Origin of the sequence: Streptomyces sp. NPDC015144 (genome assembly GCF_043079735.1) — a bacterium.
Taxonomy (GTDB): domain Bacteria; phylum Actinomycetota; class Actinomycetes; order Streptomycetales; family Streptomycetaceae; genus Streptomyces.
Genome location: NZ_JBIBUU010000005.1, coordinates 245,997 through 267,557, shown reverse-complemented (window position 1 = coordinate 267,557; position 21,561 = coordinate 245,997). Strand labels below are relative to the sequence as shown.

Annotated in this window: 18 protein-coding genes; 9 read left to right on the top strand and 9 right to left on the bottom strand. The window is 73.4% G+C overall.

Annotated features, from left to right (window positions below):
• Positions 1–139: 139 nt before the first annotated feature.
• Entirely contained in the window at positions 140–1,201 is a 1,062-nt protein-coding gene (locus ACF08W_RS11940) for a hypothetical protein (RefSeq protein WP_392279175.1), read from the top strand.
• A gap of 220 nt (positions 1,202–1,421) precedes the next feature.
• On the opposite strand, the gene ACF08W_RS11935 is transcribed toward ACF08W_RS11940, so the two are convergent.
• Positions 1,422–1,934, bottom strand: a complete 513-nt coding sequence (locus tag ACF08W_RS11935; protein ID WP_392279174.1) for a hypothetical protein — start codon at positions 1,932–1,934, stop codon at positions 1,422–1,424.
• Between the two features lie 62 nt (positions 1,935–1,996).
• On the opposite strand from ACF08W_RS11935, the gene ACF08W_RS11930 reads away from it, so the two are divergent.
• Positions 1,997–2,611 carry an RDD family protein gene (locus ACF08W_RS11930; RefSeq protein WP_392279173.1) on the top strand — a complete coding sequence of 205 codons (615 nt, stop codon included), beginning with the start codon at positions 1,997–1,999 and terminating at the stop codon, positions 2,609–2,611.
• A gap of 183 nt (positions 2,612–2,794) precedes the next feature.
• Here ACF08W_RS11930 and ACF08W_RS11925 read toward each other — a convergent pair whose 3' ends face one another.
• Both ACF08W_RS11925 and ACF08W_RS11920 read right to left on the bottom strand, forming a co-directional pair.
• Positions 2,795–4,054 (bottom strand): Ig-like domain-containing protein, encoded by a 1,260-nt coding sequence (locus ACF08W_RS11925; RefSeq protein ID WP_352273451.1) that lies wholly within the window; start codon positions 4,052–4,054, stop codon positions 2,795–2,797.
• A 275-nt stretch (positions 4,055–4,329) separates the two neighbouring features.
• Positions 4,330–4,752: a hypothetical protein gene (locus ACF08W_RS11920; protein ID WP_392279172.1), complete on the bottom strand. Its 423-nt coding sequence runs from the start codon at positions 4,750–4,752 to the stop codon at positions 4,330–4,332.
• 107 nt (positions 4,753–4,859) lie between these two features.
• Here ACF08W_RS11920 and ACF08W_RS11915 point away from each other — a divergent pair, with 107 nt between their 5' ends.
• Together ACF08W_RS11915 and ACF08W_RS11910 are read left to right on the top strand one after the other, a co-directional pair.
• Positions 4,860–5,171 carry a hypothetical protein gene (locus tag ACF08W_RS11915; protein WP_392279171.1) on the top strand — a complete coding sequence of 104 codons (312 nt, stop codon included), beginning with the start codon at positions 4,860–4,862 and terminating at the stop codon, positions 5,169–5,171.
• 433 nt (positions 5,172–5,604) lie between these two features.
• Positions 5,605–9,696, top strand: coding sequence for a hypothetical protein (locus ACF08W_RS11910; protein ID WP_392279170.1), 4,092 nt, complete (start codon positions 5,605–5,607; stop codon positions 9,694–9,696).
• Between the two features lie 115 nt (positions 9,697–9,811).
• Here the strand turns inward: ACF08W_RS11910 and hutH are convergent, their stop codons facing one another.
• The 5 genes from hutH to ACF08W_RS11885 all read right to left on the bottom strand — a co-directional run bounded on the left by hutH (position 9,812) and on the right by ACF08W_RS11885 (position 15,905).
• The gene (gene hutH / locus ACF08W_RS11905) at positions 9,812–11,371 is read right to left on the bottom strand and encodes a histidine ammonia-lyase (RefSeq protein ID WP_385214487.1); all 1,560 of its coding nucleotides are present in this window, start codon (positions 11,369–11,371) and stop codon (positions 9,812–9,814) included.
• Positions 11,372–11,471: 100 nt separating this feature from the next.
• Positions 11,472–12,629 (bottom strand): GGDEF domain-containing protein, encoded by a 1,158-nt coding sequence (locus tag ACF08W_RS11900; protein WP_352273456.1) that lies wholly within the window; start codon positions 12,627–12,629, stop codon positions 11,472–11,474.
• A gap of 107 nt (positions 12,630–12,736) precedes the next feature.
• Entirely contained in the window at positions 12,737–13,549 is an 813-nt protein-coding gene (locus ACF08W_RS11895; RefSeq protein ID WP_385214490.1) for an enoyl-CoA hydratase/isomerase family protein, read from the bottom strand.
• An 87-nt stretch (positions 13,550–13,636) separates the two neighbouring features.
• Positions 13,637–14,812 (bottom strand): adenylate/guanylate cyclase domain-containing protein, encoded by a 1,176-nt coding sequence (locus tag ACF08W_RS11890; RefSeq protein WP_366295233.1) that lies wholly within the window; start codon positions 14,810–14,812, stop codon positions 13,637–13,639.
• Between the two features lie 226 nt (positions 14,813–15,038).
• Positions 15,039–15,905 (bottom strand): biotin--[acetyl-CoA-carboxylase] ligase, encoded by an 867-nt coding sequence (locus tag ACF08W_RS11885; RefSeq protein ID WP_392279169.1) that lies wholly within the window; start codon positions 15,903–15,905, stop codon positions 15,039–15,041.
• Positions 15,906–16,061: 156 nt separating this feature from the next.
• Here ACF08W_RS11885 and ACF08W_RS11880 point away from each other — a divergent pair, with 156 nt between their 5' ends.
• The 4 genes from ACF08W_RS11880 (at position 16,062) to ACF08W_RS11865 (ending at position 18,751) form a co-directional block, all read left to right on the top strand.
• On the top strand, positions 16,062–17,654 hold the full coding sequence (locus tag ACF08W_RS11880; protein WP_385214496.1) for an acyl-CoA carboxylase subunit beta: 1,593 nt from the start codon (positions 16,062–16,064) through the stop codon (positions 17,652–17,654).
• A gap of 14 nt (positions 17,655–17,668) precedes the next feature.
• Positions 17,669–17,887: an acyl-CoA carboxylase epsilon subunit gene (locus ACF08W_RS11875; RefSeq protein WP_352273461.1), complete on the top strand. Its 219-nt coding sequence runs from the start codon at positions 17,669–17,671 to the stop codon at positions 17,885–17,887.
• Positions 17,888–17,958: 71 nt separating this feature from the next.
• Positions 17,959–18,087, top strand: coding sequence for a morphogenic membrane protein MmpB (gene mmpB / locus ACF08W_RS11870; protein ID WP_352273462.1), 129 nt, complete (start codon positions 17,959–17,961; stop codon positions 18,085–18,087).
• 49 nt (positions 18,088–18,136) lie between these two features.
• Positions 18,137–18,751: a nucleoside triphosphate pyrophosphatase gene (locus tag ACF08W_RS11865; protein ID WP_385214501.1), complete on the top strand. Its 615-nt coding sequence runs from the start codon at positions 18,137–18,139 to the stop codon at positions 18,749–18,751.
• Between the two features lie 30 nt (positions 18,752–18,781).
• On the opposite strand, the gene ACF08W_RS11860 is transcribed toward ACF08W_RS11865, so the two are convergent.
• Positions 18,782–19,264: a hypothetical protein gene (locus ACF08W_RS11860; protein WP_392279168.1), complete on the bottom strand. Its 483-nt coding sequence runs from the start codon at positions 19,262–19,264 to the stop codon at positions 18,782–18,784.
• Between the two features lie 412 nt (positions 19,265–19,676).
• On the opposite strand from ACF08W_RS11860, the gene ACF08W_RS11855 reads away from it, so the two are divergent.
• Entirely contained in the window at positions 19,677–21,431 is a 1,755-nt protein-coding gene (locus ACF08W_RS11855; RefSeq protein WP_352273465.1) for a biotin carboxylase N-terminal domain-containing protein, read from the top strand.
• The last annotated feature ends 130 nt before the right edge of the window (positions 21,432–21,561 follow it).

The following is a 21,561-nucleotide window of genomic DNA, read 5'->3' as shown; positions in this document are numbered from 1 at the left end:
TCCGTACGGCGCCGGGCCGGCCTCGCGGCGGGGTGGGCGGCGGTGGCGACGGCGGCGAGCCCGGTGGCGGGGCTGTTCCTGGTGGTGGTGGGCGCGGCGTACGGGCTGGGCGGGCGGTGGCGGCGGGGGGGCCGCGCTGGTGGTGCCGCCGATCGTGCTGGTGGCGGCCACGACGGTGGTGTTCCCGTTCACCGGCGAGCAGCCGATACCGGCGGGCAGGCTGTGGGTGCCGCTGGTGGCCTGTGCCGCGCTGGGGTGGGCGGGGCCGCGCGGGAGGGGGCTCGGGGTGGTCCGGCGCGCGGCGGCGGTGTACGCGGTCGGGGTCGTCCTGACCTTTCTCGTGGCCTCGCCCGTCGGGACGAACGTGGAGCGGCTGGTGGGGGTCGCCGGTCCGCCCGTGCTGCTCGCGGCGCTGGCTTCGGTGCCGCTGTCCCCCTCGCGAAGCGCAAGGGCGCGGGCGCGGGCTGTGGCGCTCGCCGGTGCGCTGGTGTTCGTCTTGGGGTGGCTGGCCGACCGGACCGGCGACGACCTGCGGGCGTCCACGGCGGTGCCCGCCTGGGCGGAGCACACCAACGGCGTGGTCGCGGCGCTGCACCTGCTGGGTGCCGGACGGACCCGGGTGGAGGTGGTGCCGGCCCGCGACCACCGCGAGGCCGTGCTGCTGGCGCCGTACGTGAATCTGGCGCGCGGCTGGAACCGGCAGTTGGACGTGGAGCGCGGACGCCTCTTCTACGGCGACGGGCCGACCCCGGCCGCGTACCGGGCCTGGCTGGAGCGGTGGGCGGTGGGCCTGGTCGTGCTGCACGACGGCAGGCCGGACGGCCCGGCCGAGGCGGAGGCGGCGCTCGTCCGGCGCGGCGCCGGCGGGCTGGAGCAGGTGTGGCGGGGCGCGGGGTGGCGGATCTACCGGGTGCGCGGGGCGGTGCCGCTGGTCTCCGCGCCGGGCACGGTGGTGCGCGGGGACGACGCCTCCCTGGTCGTACGGATGCCCGCCGCCGGTTCGGTGACGGTACGGATCGCCCCTTCGCCGTGGCTGCGGGCGGGCGGCGGGTGCCTGCGCGCGGAGGGCGGGTGGACGCGGCTGACGGTGCCACGGGGCGGGGAGTACCGGCTGGACGCGCCGTACCGGCTCCGCCCGTACGGGAGTTGCCGGCCCCCGGGGCGCGCCCCCCGGCCCACGGCGCCGGACCCCGCGCCCTGATCCGGCCATGATCCGGCCCGGCACGGCCCCGGCCCCGTGCGCCCTAGGACCTGTCTTCAAACTGCCGCCTGCCGTGCGGCGCCCGGCACGCACGCTCGCCGCGTTGTCGGGGTCACCCCGATACATCCAGTATCGGAGCGACCCTCCGCCTTGCGATCGCACGCACCGGACACCGCACGGCCCGGCCTCCGGCCGGACGACGGCAGTTTGAAGACAGGTCCTAGTCGGTGACGCCGAGGTCCTGGCGCATCAGTCGGCGCAGGGCGGCGAGGCGGGTGTCGGCCGCCTTCAGGTCGAGGAGGGCCTGCTCGACGTTCTCGCCCTCCCGGGCCAGGCCCCGGTCCAGGCGTTTGACCGTGGCGTCCCCGGCGGCGAGGACCCGGTTGGCCTCGCGGGAGGCCCTCAGTATCCGCTCCGGGACGATCATCTGGGCCTCGGCGTAGCGGTCGCGGTGGTCGAGGCGGGCCTCTTCGAGCTGGGTGCGCTCCTGCTCGGTGTAGACGCCGTCGCGGATGCGGTGCAGGGCGTCCTTGAGGAGGGTGTGGAACTGCCGGGACGCCCGGTTCATGGCCGTGTACTGGGCGCGCCGTTCCTCGAACCGCCGCCGCTCGTCGGCCAGTCGGGCCTCGTCGGCGCGCTGACGCGTGGTCATGCGCTGGGACAGCACGGGGGCGAGGAGGGTACCGAGCACTCCGACTACGGCGGTGATCATGGCGGTGACGGCGACAGTCATGACCGGGAGCCTAAGAGCTCTCCCGTAGTCGCGGTGGAGGGTACTTCGGCGATGATTCGGCCATGACGAATTCACGGGGTGAGGGGCGCCACCGGAACTTCTCCGGAGTGCCCGGATTCGGACAGCCCGCCGGGGCGCGGGTACCGCCGCGCGTGGGCGAGATGCGGCGCTATCTCGCCGTCGGCCTCGATGCCTACCTCTGCCTGATCACCGCCGGACTGCTGGCCAGGCCCCACCTGGACACGGCCACGGCCGCCGAGGCGGCCGGTCTGCTGCTCGGGCCCGCGCTCGGGTTCTCCTTCCTCAACCATGTGGTGCTCACCGCGCTCGCCGGGGCCGGTGCGGGCAAGCTGCTCATGGGGATACGGGTGGTCAGGATGCCCGACGCCGGACGTCCGGGGCCCTGGACGCTGGTGCGGCGCTGGCTGTACGGGCTGAGCTGGACGCTGCTGCAACCCTGGTACGGGCTGTGCTCGCTGTTCAAGGGAACGGGGAAGGGAACGGGCGCGCGGGCAGCGGGGGCGGATACGGGACCGGGGCCGGGGCCGGGCGTCGGCGCGGGCCCCGGCGCGAGGGCCGGCCGCAACGTACTCGGCCGCGCCGACCCCCTCGGCGTACGGCAGGTCCGCCGCACGGACCTCGCCACCTACCGCGCCGCCACCGCCGCGTACCGCTGACCCCGGCCCCTCGAACCGGTGAGCCCGGCCGGACGCCGAAGGCGGCGGTGCCCCGGATCCGGGAAGGATCCGGGACAACCGCCGCCTTGGTACGGGGTTCGGGCCGCGCCGGGCAGGGCGCGGCGCCGGAAGGCCGCCGGGGCCCGGGAGATGAGGATCAGATCTCGGGCCCGGCGGGGAGGATCAGGCCTCGGAACCGGCCGTCCACTCCGACCAGCTCATGTTCCAGCCGTTGAGGCCGTTGTCGGGGCTGATGGTCTTGTCCGGGGAGTTCTTGACGATGACCACGTCGCCGATGAGGGAGTTGTTGTAGAACCAGGCGGCGGGCTGGTTGGCGTCGCCCGCGCCCTTCACGTCGGCGAGGCCGACACAGCCGTGGCTGGTGTTGGCGCTGCCGAAGATCGACCGCGCGCCCCAGTAGTTGCCGTGGATGAAGGTGCCCGAGGTGGACAGCCGCATGGCGTGCGGCACGTCCTTGATGTCGTACTCGCCCTTGCCGTCGGAGTCGGTGAAGCCGACGGTCGCCCCGTTCATCCGGGTCTCCTTGAACTTCTCGGAGATCACCATCTGCCCGTTGTACGTGGGGTTGTCCGGGGAGCCGGAGGAGATCGGGATGGTCTTGACCGTCTTGCCGTCCCGGGTGACGGTCATCATCTTCGTCTTGGCGTCGACGGTGGAGACCTGGTTGCGGCCGACCTTGAAGGTGACCGTCTTCTGCTGGACGCCGAAGACGCCGTTGGCGCCCTCGACGCCGTCCAGCGCGAGCTTCAGCGTGACGGTGGAGCCGCCCTGCCAGTAGTTCTCGGGGCGGAGGTCGAGGCGCTGGGCGTTGAACCAGTGGCCGACGACCTGCTGGCCGCTGCTGGAGGTCACGGTGATCCCGGCCTGGACGGCCTTCTTGTTCGTGATCGCCTTGTTGAAGTTGATCGAGACCGGCATGCCGACGCCGACCGTGGAACCGTCCTCGGGGGTGAAGTTCCCGATGAAGCTGTTGGCGGGCGAGACGGTGGTGAAGGAGCTGTTCTCGTGGGCCTCGCGGCCCTTGGCGTCCTTCGCCGTGGCGTTGATCTTGTACGTGGTCGAGCGCTCCAGCTGGACGTCCGGCTTCCAGCTCTTGCCGTCGGCGGCGAGCGTGCCCTTGACCTCGGCACCGGCGGCGGTGGTCATGGCCACCTGGGACAGCGTGCCCTTGGCGACGGTGACCTTCGCGTCGTTGTTGATGCTCGCGTTGGTCGCGCCGTTCTTGGGCGAGATCGTTATCTGGGCCTCGGACGCGTCCTGCGCCGCGGCCTTGTCGACCTCGGATGCCTGTGACTGGTTGGAGCCGTCGGCACTGCCCCCGTCGTCGTTGCAGGCCGTGAGTACCAGAACGCCACCGAGCAGTGCGGACGCGGCCATCAGGCCCCTGCGCCGCTTGCTGTCCGTCATCACACGCTTCTCCATCGTTGCCGAATCCCCAAAAACCCCGGACGTAGCCGCCGCACCGGCGAAACCGTCATTGGTTCTAGAACCCGTGGGCAGTGTTCTCCGTTCCACATCCGCGAAGGATGTGGGGAACAACACTCATCGACGCGTCCGCGACCGCGGCGGTTCCCGACGCCGGCCGCCCATCGGCGACCGGCGGGCGGAGCGGCCCCGGCCCGCTCCGAAAGCGGGCCGGGGCCGGTTGTTCACCAGCTCTCGGCCGTGCCGCCCGGGGCGACGCGACCGAGTCGTTCTCATCCATTGTGCGGGACGCCCGCAACCCCCTCCCCGGCGTCGTCGGCCTCCTCCTCGGCGTAGTCGTCGGGGTACGGGTCCGACGCGTCGTCCTCGTCGTCGGGGTCCCAGGGGTCCAGACCCTCCGGGTCGTCCGGGTCGTAGTCGACGGCCTCGCTGCTCCAGGACGCCTGGGCGAGTTCGACCCCGGGCACCCCGCTGACCAGGTCGAACGGGTCGATGAGCGAGGCGAGGGCCTCCGCGTCGTCCTCCCGTACGGCGGTCTCGGCCCGGCGGCGCTCCTCGGCGGGCCCGCCGCCCTGCTCCCCGTACTCGGCGGCGATCGACTCCAGGGCCGTGCCGCCGAGAGCGGCGGAGTCCGTGATCTCCAGCACCATTTCGACGCGAAGCCGAACGAAACGCGCTGACTCAGATGTACTCATGCGCCGGAGCGTAAGCTCCCGGGGCCCCCGGCTTTCCCACGACCCGCTGCTTTCACTAGCATCGGCGCACGCGTTCAACTCACGGCTGTGACAAGGGGATCGATTCCATGGCCGCCGCCCGTCGCCCGCTCCTGACCGCCACCGCGGCGGCCGCCCTGCTGACCGCACTGTGTTTCGTGCCGTCCGCCACCGCGACGGACGAACCGGCCGGTACGGCACAGGCACGGGGCGGCCCGGCCGTCACCGTACAGGCCCCCGAGGCGGTGCCGGGCCCGTCCGGCGCCGAAGCGGAGACCGCGACCGGGGCGCGTGCCGGGATCGACGCCACCCCGTATCTGATCGGCGGGGCGACGGCGCTGGGCATCGGCGCCGCGTTCGCCCGCTCGTCGCGAGGAGCCTCGGCGGCGCTCGGGAGCTGACGGCCGACGGAGCTCCCCGCCCGGCGGAGCTCATCGACCGGCGAGACCCCCTCGCCCGGCGGGACGGTCCGCCCGCCTCCGCCTCCGCCCCGTCACCGCACGGCGCGGCACCCGCGGCAACGACAACTCCTCGACCGTTCAGGTGACTTCGGTCAGCCCCGGACGGCACGCCGGACGCCGCGCGGCAGAGCCGCCCCGCACCGGACCGCAGGAGCGGGGCGGCCGCAGCCATCGGGCCAAACGCCACATCGCGCGCATCTTTCGGTTGATCCGTCGGCCGGGCACATCCCGTGCTCCCTCCTCCCCGCCCCACCGTCTGCTGTCCTCGGATCGACCAACATATGTCGACAAGGAGTGACGGATGCGACACCATGCGCGGTCGGACCTGCCTGGAGGCGGCTCCGCCAGGGGGGTCGGAGGGGGCGGGACCCGCGTGCGCGGGCGACGCCGGAGAGCCGTCGGCTGGGCGGTCGCCTGGGCCACCTCACTGGTCATGACGATCGGTCAGGGCGTCGCGGCGGGCGCGCCGGAAGACCCGCCCGCCGCTTCCGCGGTCGCCTCCTCCGCGGTGAGCGGGCTGCCGACCTGGTTCTGTCCGTCCGACCGGCCGACCGGCTACACCTTCGAGACCCTGCCGGCCGAGGGGGAGCCCCCCGCCCCCGGACCGCGGATCATGCAGATCGACCCGTCCTCCGGCGATGTGTCGGCGGCCGGTGAGACCGCGCTGGGCATGGAGGCGGTCGGCTACAACCCGCTCGACGACTACTTCTACGGGGTGCAGGTCGACGACCCCGCCCACCGGGTCCTCCGGGTCGGGGAGAGCGGCGTCCTGGAGCCGGTGGGCCTGAACGTCCCGTTCGCCCCGGTCGCCGGGGACATCGATCCGCTGGGTCACTGGTGGGTCATGGGCTATCTCGGTCAGTGGGCCGAGATCGACCTCTCCCCCGGCTCGCCGAACTACGGCGGGATCCTCGCGTCCGGCGACCTGGGCCAGCACGCGCCCGGCGACTGGTCGTACCTGGACGGCCCGGCCGGAACCGGCCTGTACGGGCTGCGGGAGGAGGACAGCGCCCCGCCCGCCCACCTGGTGTTCTTCAACCCCGACACGCACACGCTGGACGACCTCGGGCCGGTGAGCGGGAACTACCCGTCGCCCCTCTTCAACGCCACCTTCACCGACGGCACGTACCTCTACGGCGTCTCCGACCGGACCCTCGTCCGCATCGACCTGGGCGCGCGGGCCGCCACGTCGATCGGCGAGCTGCCGCACACCCAGCAGGACGGCGCCCAGTGCGCGCTGCCCGCGGCTGCGGCGAACCTGGTGCTGACCAAGCAGATCCACGGCCGCAACCACCCCGACGACCAGTTCAAGATCGGGGTCTTCGACGACACCGGCAACCTGCTCACCTCGAACACCAGCCAGAACGGCGACGACAGCGTCACCGCCCCGCCGGTGCCGGTCGAGCCGGGCCGCACGTACCACCTGTTCGACCACCTGACGAACGACTTCTTCCCGCCCTTCCCCGACCAGTACCACTCGGAGGCCCGCTGCACCGACGACGCGGGCAACGAGCTGCCGCTCGAAGGCGGGCCCGGCGACTGGACGTTCCGCGCGGTGCGGACCGGGGAGATCCGCTGCCTGATCGACAACTTCGCCGTCGGCCACGCCTCGATGGAGCTGATCAAGGAGGTGGACCAGCAGGCCGCCACGCCCGGCGGACTGCTCCACTACACCTTCCACGTGACCAACACCGGCACCACCGTGCTGGACCACGTCACCGTCGACGATCCGCGCCTCGGCGCCCACTTCGACTGCGGGCCGATCCTGCCGGGCGAGCAGCAGGTGTGCGGCACCGTCGAATACCAGGTCCGTGAGGAGGACGCGGACGAGGGCGCCATCAGGAACGACGCCCACGCCACGGGCCACGCCAGCAACGGCCAGGTGACCGAGGCGGACGCCTCGGCGACCGTCTACGTGTTCCGGCCGAGCCCCGAGATCAGCATCGACAAGAGCGTCGACCCGACGACCGTGGACGCCGTCGGGGACCAGGTGACGTACCGCTACCAGGTGGTCAACACCGGGCCGTCCGCGCTGCGGGACGTGACGGTCCACGAGCACGGCTTCACCGGCACCGGCCCCCGGCCCGAGCCCTCCTGCCCCGCCACGTCCCTCGCCCCCGGCGAGGAGATGACCTGCACGGCCACCTACGCCGTCACCCAGCAGGACATCGACGCGGGCGGCATCGACAACGCGGCCACCGCCGTCGCCGTCGACAACTCCGGCCAGGTCGCCGAGTCGCCGCCCGACCAGGCACGCGTCACGGCGGAGCTGCGGCCGGGAATCGGCGTCACCAAGACGGTGGACAACGAGCCGATCACCCACCCCGGCCAGGAGGTCCGGTACACCTACGTCCTCACCAACACCGGCAACACCACGCTCGCCGAGGTGCAGGCCCGGGACACCGCGTTCACCGGCCACGGCCAGCTGCTGCCGCTGGACTGCGACGGGTGGGACCACACGCTCGCGCCGGGTGAGTCGGTGTCCTGCCACAACAGCTACCTCACCGAGCCGCTGGACGTGGACCAGGGCGGGTTCACCAACACCGTCCAGGCGTCCGGGTCCGCCCCGGACGGCCAGGCGGTGACCGCGGAGGACAGCGCCACGGTGCGCATCGACCGGGAACCCGGACTCGCCCTGCGCAAGTCCGCGGCGCCCGACGCGCCCGAGGACTTCACCGTCGGCCGGGAGATCACCTACTTCTACGAAGTGATCAACACCGGCAACACCACCGTGGACGACGTCGCGATCGACGAGACGGAGTTCACCGGCAGTGGCCCGGAGCCGGACGTGAACTGCCCCGGGGGCGCCCTCCCGGTGGGCGGGTCCCGGACCTGCACCGCGACCTACACGCTGACCCAGGAGGACATCGACCGGGGCACCGTCGAGAACACCGCGCACGCCACCGGCACCGCCGCGGGCGGCCCGGTCACCTCGAACACCGGCTCCGTCGTCCTGGAGGGGACGCCGGCCCGGCCGGGCCTGACGCTGGAGAAGTCGGTGAGCCCGGCCTCGGTCGACGCGGCCGGGCAGCGGGTGACGTACTCCTTCCGCGTCACCAACACCGGCACCACCACCCTGCACGGCCTGCACATCGTCGAGAACGGCTTCAGCGGCACGGGCGGCTCCCCCGCCGTGTCCTGCCCGGTCACGACCCTCGCGCCGAACGCCGGCACCACCTGCACCGCCACCTACACGGTGACGCAGGCCGACATCGACGCCGGAGCGGTGGACAACACCGCCAGTGCCGCCGCGCTCGTCCCGGACGGGCAGGACGTCGGCTCCGAGCGGAGCAGCAGCCGGCTGACCACGGCCGGCACCGCCGGGCTGCGCGTGACGAAGGCGGCCGCGCCGGGCACCGTGTGGGCCGCGGGCGAGACCGTCTCGTACACGTACACGGTCACCAACACCGGCTCCACCACGCTGGTGGCGCCCCGCATCGTGGAGACGGCGTTCAGCGGCAGCGGTCCGGCGCCGGTCGCCTCCTGCCCCCAGGAACCCGTCCCGCCGGGCGGCGACGTCCTGTGCACCGCGGGCTACACCGTCACCGACCAGGACATCGCGGCGGGCCGGATCACCAACACCGCGCACGCCGTGGCGACCCGCCCCGACAGCGCCGAGAACGTCACCTCCGGCAACGCGGAGGCCACGGTGGGGGTCTCGCGCGCCACGCTCGCCTTCGACAAGGGCGTCAGCCCCACCAGGGCCGCCGTCGGGGAGACCGTGACCTACACGTACAAGGTCACCAACACCGGTAACGCGGCCGTGCACGACCTGCGCGTCCTCGACACCGCCTTCACCGGCACCGGGGCCCTGTCGCCGGTGTCCTGCCCCGTCACGGAACTGCCCGCGGGCGCTTCCACGACCTGCACCGCCGTCTACACGGTGACGCAGGCCGACGCCGAGGCCGGACGGGTGGACAACACCGCGCACGCCACCTCGGTCAACGGGGTCGGCGCCGTCGTCGTCTCCCCGGGGGACTCCGCGCGTCTCACCGTCGCCGGTACGCCCGAGCACGGCTCGCTCGGCCTGGTGAAGAAGGCGAGGGTCGAGAAGAAGGACGGCGGCCACTGCTCGTCCGGCGGCAAGCACGGCGGCTGCTCCGCACGCGGCCCGTCCGGCGGCGGTGGCGGCACGGGCGGCGTCACCGCCCGGCCCGGCGACATCATCCACTGGGAGCTGAAGGTCACCAACACCGGCGACACCCCCCTGCACGACGTCACGGTGGACGACCCGACCGGCGGCACGGTCACCTGCCCGAGGACGACCCTGGCCCCCGGCGAGTCGATGACCTGCGCCGTCCCGCCGCACACGGTCACCGAGCGGGACGCCAAGGCCGGCCGCGTCACCGACACGGCCATCGCCCACGCCCGCACCCCCCACGGCACCGAGGTCGCCTCCCCGCAGGCCACGGCCACGGTCGCGGTGAAGCGCGCAGGAAAGGACGAGCACAAGAAGTCCGCCTAGCCGGAACCCGGCCACCCGGCGCCCCGGCGCCCCGGCCACGAACGGGCCCGCGCCCGGTGCTCCTTCCCCAGGAGTCCGGACGCGGGCCCTCGGCCGTCACCGGCCCGCGGACCGCTCAGGCCAGCGGCCCGGTCACCGCCTCGACCGCCTCGACCAGCTTCCCGGACCGTACGAAGGCGTCCGCCCCGGCCAGGTCCGGCGAGAGGAAGCGGTCCGGCCCCGGGCCCTCCACCCCGGCCGCCCGCAGCGCCTCGACGACGGCGCGGGAGGCGGGCGCGGGCACCAGGCCCTCGGCGGCGCGCAGTTCGACGGCGCGGGTCGCCGCGTAGAGCTCGACGGCCACGATCCGGGTGAGGTTGTCCACGGCGGTACGGAGCTTGCGCGCCGCCGACCAGCCCATCGAGACGTGGTCCTCCTGCATCGCGGAGGACGGGATCGAGTCGGCCGAGGCGGGCACCGCGAGCCGCTTCATCTCGCTGACCAGGGCGGCCTGGGTGTACTGGGCGATCATCAGGCCCGAGTCCACCCCGGCGTCGTCGGCGAGGAACGGCGGCAGCCCGTGCGAGCGGTTCTTGTCCAGCAGGCGGTCGGTGCGGCGCTCGGCGATGGAGCCCAGGTCGGCCGCGACGATCGCCAGGAAGTCGAGTACGTACGCGACGGGCGCGCCGTGGAAGTTCCCGTTCGACTCGACCCGGCCGTCGGGCAGGACCACCGGGTTGTCGACGGCGGCGGCCAGTTCGCGGGCCGCGACGGTCGCGGCGTGGTCGAGGGTGTCCCGGCCCGCGCCGTTCACCTGGGGCGCGCACCGCACCGAGTAGGCGTCCTGGACGCGGGGCGCGTCGCCCGTGACCTCGGCGTGCCGCCCGGTGAGGCCGGAACCGGCCAGCACCCGCAGCATGTTGTCCGCGCTGGCGCCCTGGCCGGGGTGCGGGCGGATGGCGTGCAGCTCCGGGGCGAGCACCTTGTCCGTGCCGAGCAGCGCCTCCAGGGAGAGGGCGGCGGTGATGTCGGCAGAGGTGTAGAGGCGGCGCAGGTCGGCCAGGGCCATCACGAGCATGCCGAGCATGCCGTCGGTGCCGTTGAGGAGGGCCAGGCCCTCCTTCTCGCGCAGCTCGACCGGGGTGATGCCGTGGGCGGCGAGCAGCTCGCCGGCGGGGCGCACGGTGCCGTCCGGGCCCTCCGCCTCGCCCTCGCCCATCAGCGTCAGCGCGCAGTGCGAGAGCGGGGCCAGGTCGCCGGAGCAGCCCAGCGAGCCGTACTCGTGGACGACCGGGGTGATGCCCGCGTTGAGCACGTCGGCCATGGTCCGCGCGACCTCGGGGCGTACGCCGGTGTGCCCGGAGGCGACCGTCTTCAGCCGCAGGAACATCAGGGCGCGGACCACCTCGCGCTCGACGCGCGGGCCCATGCCGGCGGCGTGCGAGCGGACGATGTTGCGCTGGAGCTGGGCCCGGAGGTCGTGGCCGATGTGCCGGCTGGCCAGGGCCCCGAAGCCGGTGGAGACGCCGTAGACCGGCTCGGGCTTGGCGGCGAGCGCGTCCACGATCTCCCGGGCGGCGGCGAGCGCGTCGAGGGCGGCGGGCGAGAGCTCGACGCGGGCGTTGCCCCGGGCCACGGCGATGACGTCCTGTGCGGTGGTCCCGGACGTCCCCACCACGACTGTGTGCATATCCATATTCAGCAGCGTACGGATTGAATCCCTTCATGTCACTAGCGGTCGCCCGGTTGACCCCTTACCGACCGGAGCGGGGCGCTCCGGCGACCGGAACGGCGTCTCAGGGCCGGCTGCCGCGCAGGTGGCGGCGGTCGTGGCCGTGCCGGGGCGGGGCGTCCGCCAGCCGGATCGCCTCGTCGTCCCGCCCGGCCACCACCGGCCCCGTGGCGCGCGCCGCCTTGGCCCGGTACTGGGCCGCGTCCGCCAGCCGGAACAGCCGCCGCGCCGACACCACCGGTCCGACCGGGTCCCCGGTCGACGCGATCCCGCAGGCCACCCCGTTCCCCAGCTCCAACTCGGCCGCCCGGTCGCAGAGTTCGGTGGCCACCCGGATCACCTCGTCCTCCTCCGGCCCCACCGCGAGCAGGCAGAACTCGTCCCCGCCGAGCCGCGCCGCCAGCGCCCCCGGCAGCATCGCCCCGCACCGCGACAGCACCGAGCCGAAACGTTCCAGCAGCCGGTCGCCCACCGCGTGGCCATGGGTGTCGTTGACGCACTTGAGGCCGTTGAGGTCGCACACCACCAGACTGATCACCGAGCCGTCCGCCCGGTGCCGCTCCACCGCCTCCTCCAGCCGGACGTCGACGGCGCGCCGGTTGGCCAGGCCGGTGAGCGGATCGGTGAAGGCGAGCCTGCGCACCTCCTCCAGCCGCTCGGACTGGGCGATCCCGGCGGCGACGACCGCGGCCAGCACGGTCGCGAAGGCCGCGTCCGCCCGGTCGAACACCGGCGCCCCCGGCGGCCGCGCCACGTACAGCTCGCCCCAGGCCCGCCCGTGCAGCACGACCGGCGCGACCACGCAGCAGCCGCGCCCGCGCCGCCGCAGCGCGGCCACCCGCTCGCGCCCGTACCCGCTCCCGTACTCGTGCCCGGCGCCCGGCGCCCCGTCCACCGAGCCGTCCGCGGTCTCCACCCAGGCGTCCGGCTCGCCGCCCCCGGCCCACCGCTCGTGCAGGAACTCGGTGATCTCCGGGAAGCGGTGCACCGGGTACACCTCCTCCTCGGGGAACTCCTCCTCCCCCTCGGCCCGCTCGCCCGCGTTCACCAGCACGCGCAGCCGGCCGGGGCCGCGCTCCCACACCGAGAGCGCGGCGAAGCTGCCGTCCAGCGCCTCGCACGCGCCCAGCGCGGCCGCCCGCCACGAGCCCCGCGGGGTGTGTGCCGCCGCCATCGTCTGCGCCAGCGTCACCACGGCCCGCAGCCGTGCATCCTCACCCATCGCTCCAGCTTAGGTATCTTCGCGCGGTTTCGATCGACGGTGACGGCACGCTCCGTGATCCCGCCGCCCGTACGGTCACGCAGCGCGACACCGAAGGGGCCGCCGCCTCACTCCCCGGGCCAGTTCGGCTTCCGCTTCTCGTTGAACGCGGCGACCCCCTCGGCCCGGTCGCCGGAGAAGGCCACCGACCGCCAGGCGGCGTCCTCCACTTCGAGCCCGGCCCGCAGATCGAGGCCCTGGCCCAGCCGCAGCGCCCGCTTGGCCGCCCGCAGCCCCACCGGGGAGTTGGCGGCGATCCGCCCGGCCAGCTCCAGCGCGGCCGTCCGGTCCCGCCCGGCCTCCACCAGCTCGTCGACCAGCCCGAGGCCGTGCGCCTCGGCCCCCTCCAGCCGCCGGGCCGTGAAGACCAGCTCGGCGGCGCGCGCCGCGCCGACCCGCCGGGGCAGCAGCTGCGTGCCGCCGCCGCCCGGGATGACCCCGACCGACACCTCGGGCAGCCCGACCACGGCGGTGCGGTCGGCGACGATCAGGTCGCAGGAGAGCGCCAGCTCGAAGCCGCCGCCGAGCGCGAAGCCGTGCACGGCGGCAATGGTCGGCATCGGCAGTTCGAGCACCCCGGTGTACGCCGCCCGCGCGGTGGGGCGCTGGCGCACCAGCTCGGCGTCGGTGAAGGAGTTCCGCTCCTTCAGGTCCGCGCCCACGCAGAAGGCCCGCTCATGGCTGGAGGTGAGGACGGTGACGCGTACACCGGGGTCGGCGGCGAGCGCGTCGCAGGCGGCGGCGATCGAACGGGCCATGTCCGTGGACACGGCGTTCATCGCCTTCGGGCGGTCGAGCACCAGCTCGGCGACGTGCTCCTGCCCCTCGTGGACCCGTACGACGACGAACTCCCCGAACCGCTGCTCGGACGTGACGGCCATGACCTCAACCCCTCCGGTTAACGAGCGTTACCGGAGGGATCCTATGGCGCGTCCCCGACAAGTGCCCCGCGGCGGGGCCCACCGGGCTCAGGAACCGGTCGTCCGCCGCGCCAGCAGCCAGGGCTCCACCACGCCGAGCCCGCGCACCGGTCGCTGCCACATCGGCTGGAGCCCGTAGCGGTACGTCGGCACGGCGGCCGGCTCGCCGCCCTCGCGGCGCTCCTTCTCGGCCACCGCGGCCTGCTCCGCCGCCGCCACCTCCGAGGCCGGGGCCTCGCCGGTGCGGGTCAGCTCCTCGGCGAAGGCGCCGTCCACCAGCACGGCGTCCTTCGGCGCTATCGACGTCAGCCGGCTCGCGAGGTTCACCGTCGTACCGAAGACATCGCCCATCCGGGTGGTGACGGTGCCGAAGGCGATGCCCACGCGGAGGGCGGGCATCGTCTCGTCCTGGGTCATCGCCTCGATCAGGCGCAGCGCGATCTCGGCGGCGGTGCCCGCGTCGTCGGCGGCGAAGAGGACCTCGTCGCCGAGGGTCTTGATGAGGCGGCCGCCGTGCGCGGCCACCAGGTCGGCCGCGGTGGTCTCGAAGGCCTCGACCAGCTCGCCGAGCTCCTCCTCCTCCAGCCGCCGGGTCAGCCGGGTGAACCCGACGAGGTCGGCGAAGCCGACGGCCAGCCGGCGGTCGACCATCTCCTCGTCGTCGGCGGCCTGCACGACCCGCCCGGTGGCGGCGGCCAGCTGGCGCCGCCACACGTAGACCAGGAACTCCTGGAGCTCCGGCAGCAACAGCTCGACCAGCGGGTACGTGACCTCGGTCCGGGTCATCCCGGGCTCGGGCGGCTCGGTCAGCCCCTCCAGGAAGGAGTCGATCTGCCACTCCGCCAGCCGGGCGGTGGTCTGCCCGGTGGACCGGGCCACCTGGATCGCCATCGGCTCGCTGAGCAGCCCCGCCTCGACGAGACCGGCGAGCCGGCGCAGCGCCAGCACGTCCGCCTCGGTGAGCGCCTTGGCCTGGCCGATGTCGGCGAAGCCCATGGCCCGCCAGAACCGGGAGGCCAGGTCCATCGAGACCCCGGCGGTCCGGGCCGCCTGGAACGGGGTGTAGCGACGGTCGGCGCCCAGGATCAGCTGCTCCAGCCGGATCGCGAGGGGGTCGTCGGTCGGCTCCGCCGTATGGTCGACCTCGTGATGCGGTGTCGGGTGGACCGAGGGTTCCGACGGGGGCTGTGAGCCCGCACCGGAGGTCGTGTCGTCGACGGTCACCAGCCGCCTCCTGCCCGTTCCCTGCGCACTGCCCTGCCGATCTGTCCGTCGGTGGATCGAGTCAACGATACGGCAGGTGTGCCGTGGCTCACGCCCGAGCGGCGTCCCGGAATGTTCCCGGGCGGCCCCCGGGACAGGGGGTTCCGGCCGGTGACGGGTCTCCGGCCGGGCCCGGATTCACCCCCAGGGGCGTCCCCGGGTGCCCCCGGACGCCCCCATGGCCGTCTCAGACCAGGCCGCCCGCCACCCCCCGCAGGTGGACGATGTCCCCGGCCGACACCGTCTCCCGCGAGCCGTCCTCGGCGGCCACCACGAGCCGCCCGTCGCCGTCGACCGCCACGGCCTCGCCGACGAGCGTGCGGTCCCCGGGCAACTGGGCCCGCACCGTCCGGCCGAGGGTCGCGCAGCCCGCCGCGTACGCCTCCTGGAGACCGCTCTCCGGCGCGTCCCCGCCGGCCGCGCGCCACTGGCCGTACCAGTGCTCCAGCGAGCGCAGCACGCCGCGCAGCAGCGTCTCGCGGTCGGTGGAGACGGCCCCGGCCAGGGCCAGCGAGGCGGCGGTGGGGGCGGGCAGTTCCTCGGCGCGCAGGGAGACGTTGAGGCCCATGCCGACGACGACCCCGTTCCCGGCGCGCTCGGCCAGGATGCCGCCCGCCTTGCGCTCCACCCCGTCCACGGTGACGAGCAGGTCGTTGGGCCACTTCAGCGCCGTGTCGACGCCCGCCGCCCGGGCCAGCCCGGTCGCCACCGCGACCCCGGTCAGCAGCGGCAGCCATCCCCACCGCTCGGCGGGGACGTCGGCCGGCTCCAGATAGACGGAGCAGAACAGGCCCGAACGGGCCGGAGCCGTCCAGGTGCGATCGAGCCGTCCCCGCCCCGCCGTCTGCTCCTCGGCGACCAGCACGGCGCCCTCGGCGAGCCCCCCGGCCGCCCGGCGGGCCAGGTCGGAGTTGGTGGAGCCGGTGCTCTCCACCACGTCGAGCGCGGTCCACAGGCCGCCCGGCACCAGCAGCCCGCGGCGCAGCGCGGGGACGTTGAGGGGCGGCCGGTCCAGGTCGGACCAGCGGCTGCGTGGCGTATCCGAAGGTGTCATGCAAGCCAGACTAGGTGTGGCAAACGACGCACTGCCGAACCGTATCCGCGCCGATACGCTACGGATCAGTAGGTGTTCAGCGGCTGACCGACGGGTGTCCGCCATCCGATCAGCAGCGCAGCCGTCCCCCGTGACCAGGCAGGGAGCCGTCACCCGATGTCCGAGCCGGAAGAGACCGACATCCACACCACCGCGGGCAAGATCGCGGACCTGCGGCGCCGTATCGACGAGGCGACGCACGCCGGGTCCGCGCGCGCGGTGGAGAAGCAGCACGCCAAGGGCAAGTTGACCGCGCGGGAACGGGTCGACCTGCTGCTGGACGAGGGTTCCTTCGTGGAGCTCGACGAATTCGCCCGGCACCGCTCCACCAACTTCGGCATCGAGAAGAACCGCCCGTACGGCGACGGTGTCGTCACCGGCTACGGCACCGTCGACGGCCGCCCGGTCTGCGTCTACTCGCAGGACTTCACCATCTTCGGCGGCTCGCTCGGCGAGGTCTACGGTGAGAAAATCGTCAAGGTGATGGACTTCGCGCTGAAGACCGGCTGCCCGGTCATCGGCATCAACGACGGAGGCGGCGCGCGCATCCAGGAAGGTGTCGCCGCGCTCGGCCTGTTCGCCGAGATCTTCCGCCGCAACGTCCACGCCTCCGGTGTCGTCCCGCAGATCTCGCTGATCGTCGGCCCCTGCGCGGGCGGGGCGGTCTACTCCCCCGCGATCACCGACTTCACCGTCATGGTCGACCAGACCTCGCACATGTTCATCACCGGCCCCGACGTCATCAAGACGGTCACCGGCGAGGACGTCGGCTTCGAGGAGCTGGGCGGCGCCCGCACCCACAACACCACCTCCGGGGTGGCGCACCACATGGCGGGCGACGAGAAGGACGCCATCGAGTACGTCAAGTCGCTGCTGTCGTACCTGCCGTCGAACAACCTGTCCGAGGCGCCCGCCTTCCCCGAGACGGCGGACCTCGCCACCACGGACGAGGACCGCGAGCTCGACACCCTCATCCCGGACTCGGCCAACCAGCCGTACGACATGCACACCGCCATCGAGCACGTGCTGGACGACGGCGAGTTCCTGGAGACGCAGGCCCTGTTCGCGCCGAACATCATCACCGGCTTCGGGCGCGTCGAGGGCTACCCGGTCGGCATCGTCGCCAACCAGCCGATGCAGTTCGCCGGCTGCCTGGACATCAACGCGAGCGAGAAGGCCGCCCGCTTCGTCCGCACCTGCGACGCCTTCAACGTGCCCGTGCTGACCTTCGTCGACGTCCCCGGCTTCCTGCCCGGCGTCGACCAGGAGTACGGCGGCATCATCCGGCGCGGCGCCAAGCTGATCTACGCCTACGCCGAGGCGACCGTCCCGCTGATCACGGTGATCACCCGCAAGGCGTTCGGCGGCGCGTACGACGTCATGGGCTCCAAGCACCTGGGGGCCGACATCAACCTCGCCTGGCCGACCGCGCAGGTCGCCGTGATGGGCGCGCAGGGCGCGGTGAACATCCTGCACCGGCGCACCCTCGCCGCCGTCACGGACCCCGCCGAGGCCGACGCCACCCGCGCGGAGCTGATCGCCGACTACGAGGACGCCCTGCTCAACCCGTACGTGGCGGCCGAGCGCGGCTACGTCGACGCGGTGATCATGCCGTCCGACACCCGCGCGCACGTCGTGAAGGGGCTGCGCCAGCTGCGTACCAAGCGGGAGTCGCTGCCTCCGAAGAAGCACGGCAACATCCCCCTCTAGAAAGGGTCCTGGCCATGATCAAGGTCGTACGGGGCAACCCGACCCCCGAGGAGCTGGCCGCCGCGCTGGCGGTGGTGCGGGCGCGGGCGGCGTCGGCCGCCGCGTCCGACACCGCCGCGCCGGGCGCCGGGCCGGCGCTGCCCGGCCAGTGGTCCGACCCGGGGCGCATCGCCCGGTCCACCCGGCACCTGCCGGGGCCGCGGGCCTGGGCCCGGACGTACTGGCCCGGATAGGACGAAGCGTCGGTACGCCTGAGTACCCGTACTCAGGCGTACCCGCGGCGGGGGCGGGCAGGATCGTTTCCATGCTGTGGTCCGACCCCGAGAACAAGCCCCCCAAGGAACTGCGCGACGCCCAGGACATGATGCGTCGCGCGGGGCTGCTGCTCGCGCTCGCGATGGTGATCGGCATGTTCGTGGCCGGACTCCGCTGAGCGCCCGGCGCCCCCGCCCGGCCCTGCCGGCCCGGCGGGCTCTTCTACGATGGCGCGTATGACTGATCAGCGCCGTCTCGTGCTCGCTTCCGCCTCCCCCGCCCGTCTCGGCCTGCTGCGGCAGGCGGGTTTCGCGCCCGAGGTGATCGTGAGCGGGGTGGACGAGGACGCGCTGAGCGCCGCGGACCCGGCCGCGCTGGCGCTGGTCCTCGCCGAGGCCAAGGCCGCCGCGGTGGCGGGCCGCCCGGAAGCGGCCGGCGCCCTGGTCGTGGGCTGCGACTCGGTGCTCGAACTGGACGGCGAGGCGCTCGGCAAGCCGGCCGACGCCGAGGAGGCCACCGCCCGCTGGAAGTCGATGCGCGGCCGGGCCGGGGTGCTGCGCACCGGCCACTGCGTGACCGACACCGCGACCGGGCGCACCGTCTCCGCGACCGCCTCCACCACCGTCCGCTTCGGTGAACCCACCGACGCCGAGATCGCCGCCTACGTGGCCACCGGCGAGCCGCTCCATGTGGCGGGCGCCTTCACCCTGGACGGCCGCTCCGCCCCGTTCGTCGAGGCCATCGAGGGCGACCACGGCAACGTCATCGGGCTCTCGCTGCCACTGCTCCGCCGCCTCCTGGGCGAGCTGGGCATCTCCGTCACCGAGCTCTGGACCGCCTGAGCCGCGCCCCGCGAGGCCCCGGCCCCGGCCTCAGGCCGTCGCCGGGGCGTCCGTTCCGGCGGCGTCGGCGGGCGTGCCGGAGGTGGGTGTGTCGGAGGTGGGTGTGTCGGCGGCGCCGGTCCCGTAGGCCACCAGCGTCAGCACGATCAGCCCCAGCACCACCATCATCGAGGCGAACGCGGCCCAGCCGACCAGCCCGACCGTCAGCGCGCCCAGCACCCCGTGCACCACGGCGCAGAGGATCAGGACGATCCGGGCGAACCGGCCCGGGGCCCGGTCGCGGACCCCGGCCAGCAGCAGGAACACCCCGCACAGCAGCAGGTAGCAGCCGGCGGCACCACCCAGCACCCAGGTGGACCGGGACATGACGGCGGGATCCGCCCCGGCCAGCGACATGTCCTGGTTCTCGACGACGGTCGCCAGAATGCTGTTGATCAGCACCACACCCACGGCTTCCGCGAACAGCACGAGCGCGGCCACGACCGCCACCGGTCTGCGCACCACGACGCCCACCCCTCTGTTACCTGCAGTACGTGCGACAGCGCGGACCCTACTAACGGGTAATGCTTCGTACAAGAGTTTGGCGTTCGCTACTTCCGTGCGGCCACCCGGCGCACCCCAGGTCCGGGTGCGCCCCGTCCGCCCCGTGCGCCACTCTCGGGCGACGGGCAAAGAATCACTCGGCCATTAGTGGAGACTCCACAAAGAAATGCGGAGAGTCGCAGGTCGCATGAACAGAGACCTGGACCACACCTTGTGGCTACTGTGCGGTCATGAATCCCGGCGTACCGTGGTGCCACAAGGGATTTTTCGACCTGAGCAAGCCTCGAATCACGCTCCGTGTGGGCAAGCTCACCAGTGGGGACGGGTCGTAGGGCCGTGTCGGTAGTCCCTAAACTCAGCTTGTTTCAAGGAGGGAGCCATCGTGCGCAAGGTGCTCATCGCCAACCGTGGCGAAATTGCTGTCCGTGTTGCTCGGGCGTGCCGGGACGCCGGGATCGGGAGCGTGGCCGTCTACGCGGACCCGGACCGGGACGCTCTGCATGTGCGTGCGGCCGACGAGGCATTCGCTCTGGGCGGTGACACCCCGGCGGCCAGCTACCTGGACATGGCCAAGGTGCTGCAGGCGGCCAAGGACTCCGGCGCGGACGCGATCCACCCGGGCTACGGCTTCCTGTCGGAGAACGCGGAATTCGCGCAGGCGGTGCTGGACGCGGGGCTGACCTGGATCGGCCCGCCGCCGCACGCCATCCGGGACCTGGGCGACAAGGTCGCGGCCCGGCACATCGCGCAGCGCGCCGGTGCCCCGCTGGTGGCCGGTACGCCGGACCCGGTGTCGGGTTCCGAGGAGGTCGTCGCCTTCGCCGAGCAGCACGGGCTGCCGATCGCGATCAAGGCCGCGTTCGGCGGCGGCGGGCGCGGGCTGAAGGTCGCCCGCACGCTGGAGGAGATCCCGGAGCTGTACGACTCCGCGGTGCGCGAGGCCGTCGCGGCGTTCGGGCGGGGCGAGTGCTTCGTCGAGCGCTACCTGGACCGGCCGCGCCACGTCGAGACGCAGTGCCTGGCCGACACCCACGGCAACGTGGTCGTCGTCTCCACCCGTGACTGCTCGCTCCAGCGCCGCCACCAGAAGCTCGTCGAGGAGGCCCCGGCCCCGTTCCTGAGCGACGAGCAGAACGCGGAGCTGTACGCGGCGTCCAAGGCCATCCTCAAGGAGGCCGGCTACGTCGGCGCCGGCACGGTGGAGTTCCTGGTCGGGCAGGACGGCACGATCTCCTTCCTGGAGGTCAACACCCGCCTCCAGGTCGAGCACCCGGTCACGGAGGAGGTCTCCGGCATCGACCTGGTCCGCGAGATGTTCCGGATCGCCGACGGCGAGGCCCTGGGCTACGACGACCCGGCCCTGCGCGGGCACTCCTTCGAGTTCCGGATCAACGGCGAGGACCCGGGCCGCAACTTCCTGCCGGCCCCCGGCACCGTCACCGTCTTCGCCCCGCCGACCGGCCCCGGTGTCCGCCTCGACGCGGGCGTGGAGTCCGGTTCCGTGATCGGCCCGGCCTGGGACTCGCTCCTCGCCAAGCTGATCGTGACCGGAGCGACCCGCGAGCAGGCCCTCCAGCGTGCCGCCCGCGCCCTGGCCGAGTTCAACGTCGAGGGCATGGCCACCGCCATCCCGTTCCACCGCGCCGTCGTCGCCGACCCGGCCTTCACCAGCGACCCGTTCCAGGTCCACACCCGCTGGATCGAGACCGAGTTCGTCAACGAGATCAAGCCCTTCACCGCCACCGCCGACGCCGAGACCGACGAGGAGACCGGCCGCGAGACCGTCGTCGTCGAGGTCGGCGGCAAGCGCCTGGAGGTCTCCCTCCCCTCCTCCCTCGGCATGTCCCTGGCCCGCACCGGCCTCGCCGCGGGTGCCAAGCCGAAGCGCCGCGCCGCGCGCAAGAGCGCCGCGGCCGCCTCCGGCGACACCCTCGCCTCCCCGATGCAGGGCACGATCGTGAAGGTCGCGGTCGAGGAGGGCCAGGAGGTCCAGGAGGGCGACCTGATCGTCGTCCTGGAGGCCATGAAGATGGAGCAGCCGCTGAACGCGCACCGCTCCGGCACCGTCAAGGGCCTCGCCGCCGCGGTCGGCGGTTCGGTCTCCTCCGGCGCCGTCATCTGCGAGATCAAGGACTGACCGGGTCCGACCCGTCCGTTCCGCCCCGGGGCCCCTGCCGGTCCGTACGACCACCGGCAGGGGCCCCGGGCTTTCCTTCTCCGTACGCGTGCGCGCGGCGCGCCGTGCCTCCCCACCCCTTACGGGCTGC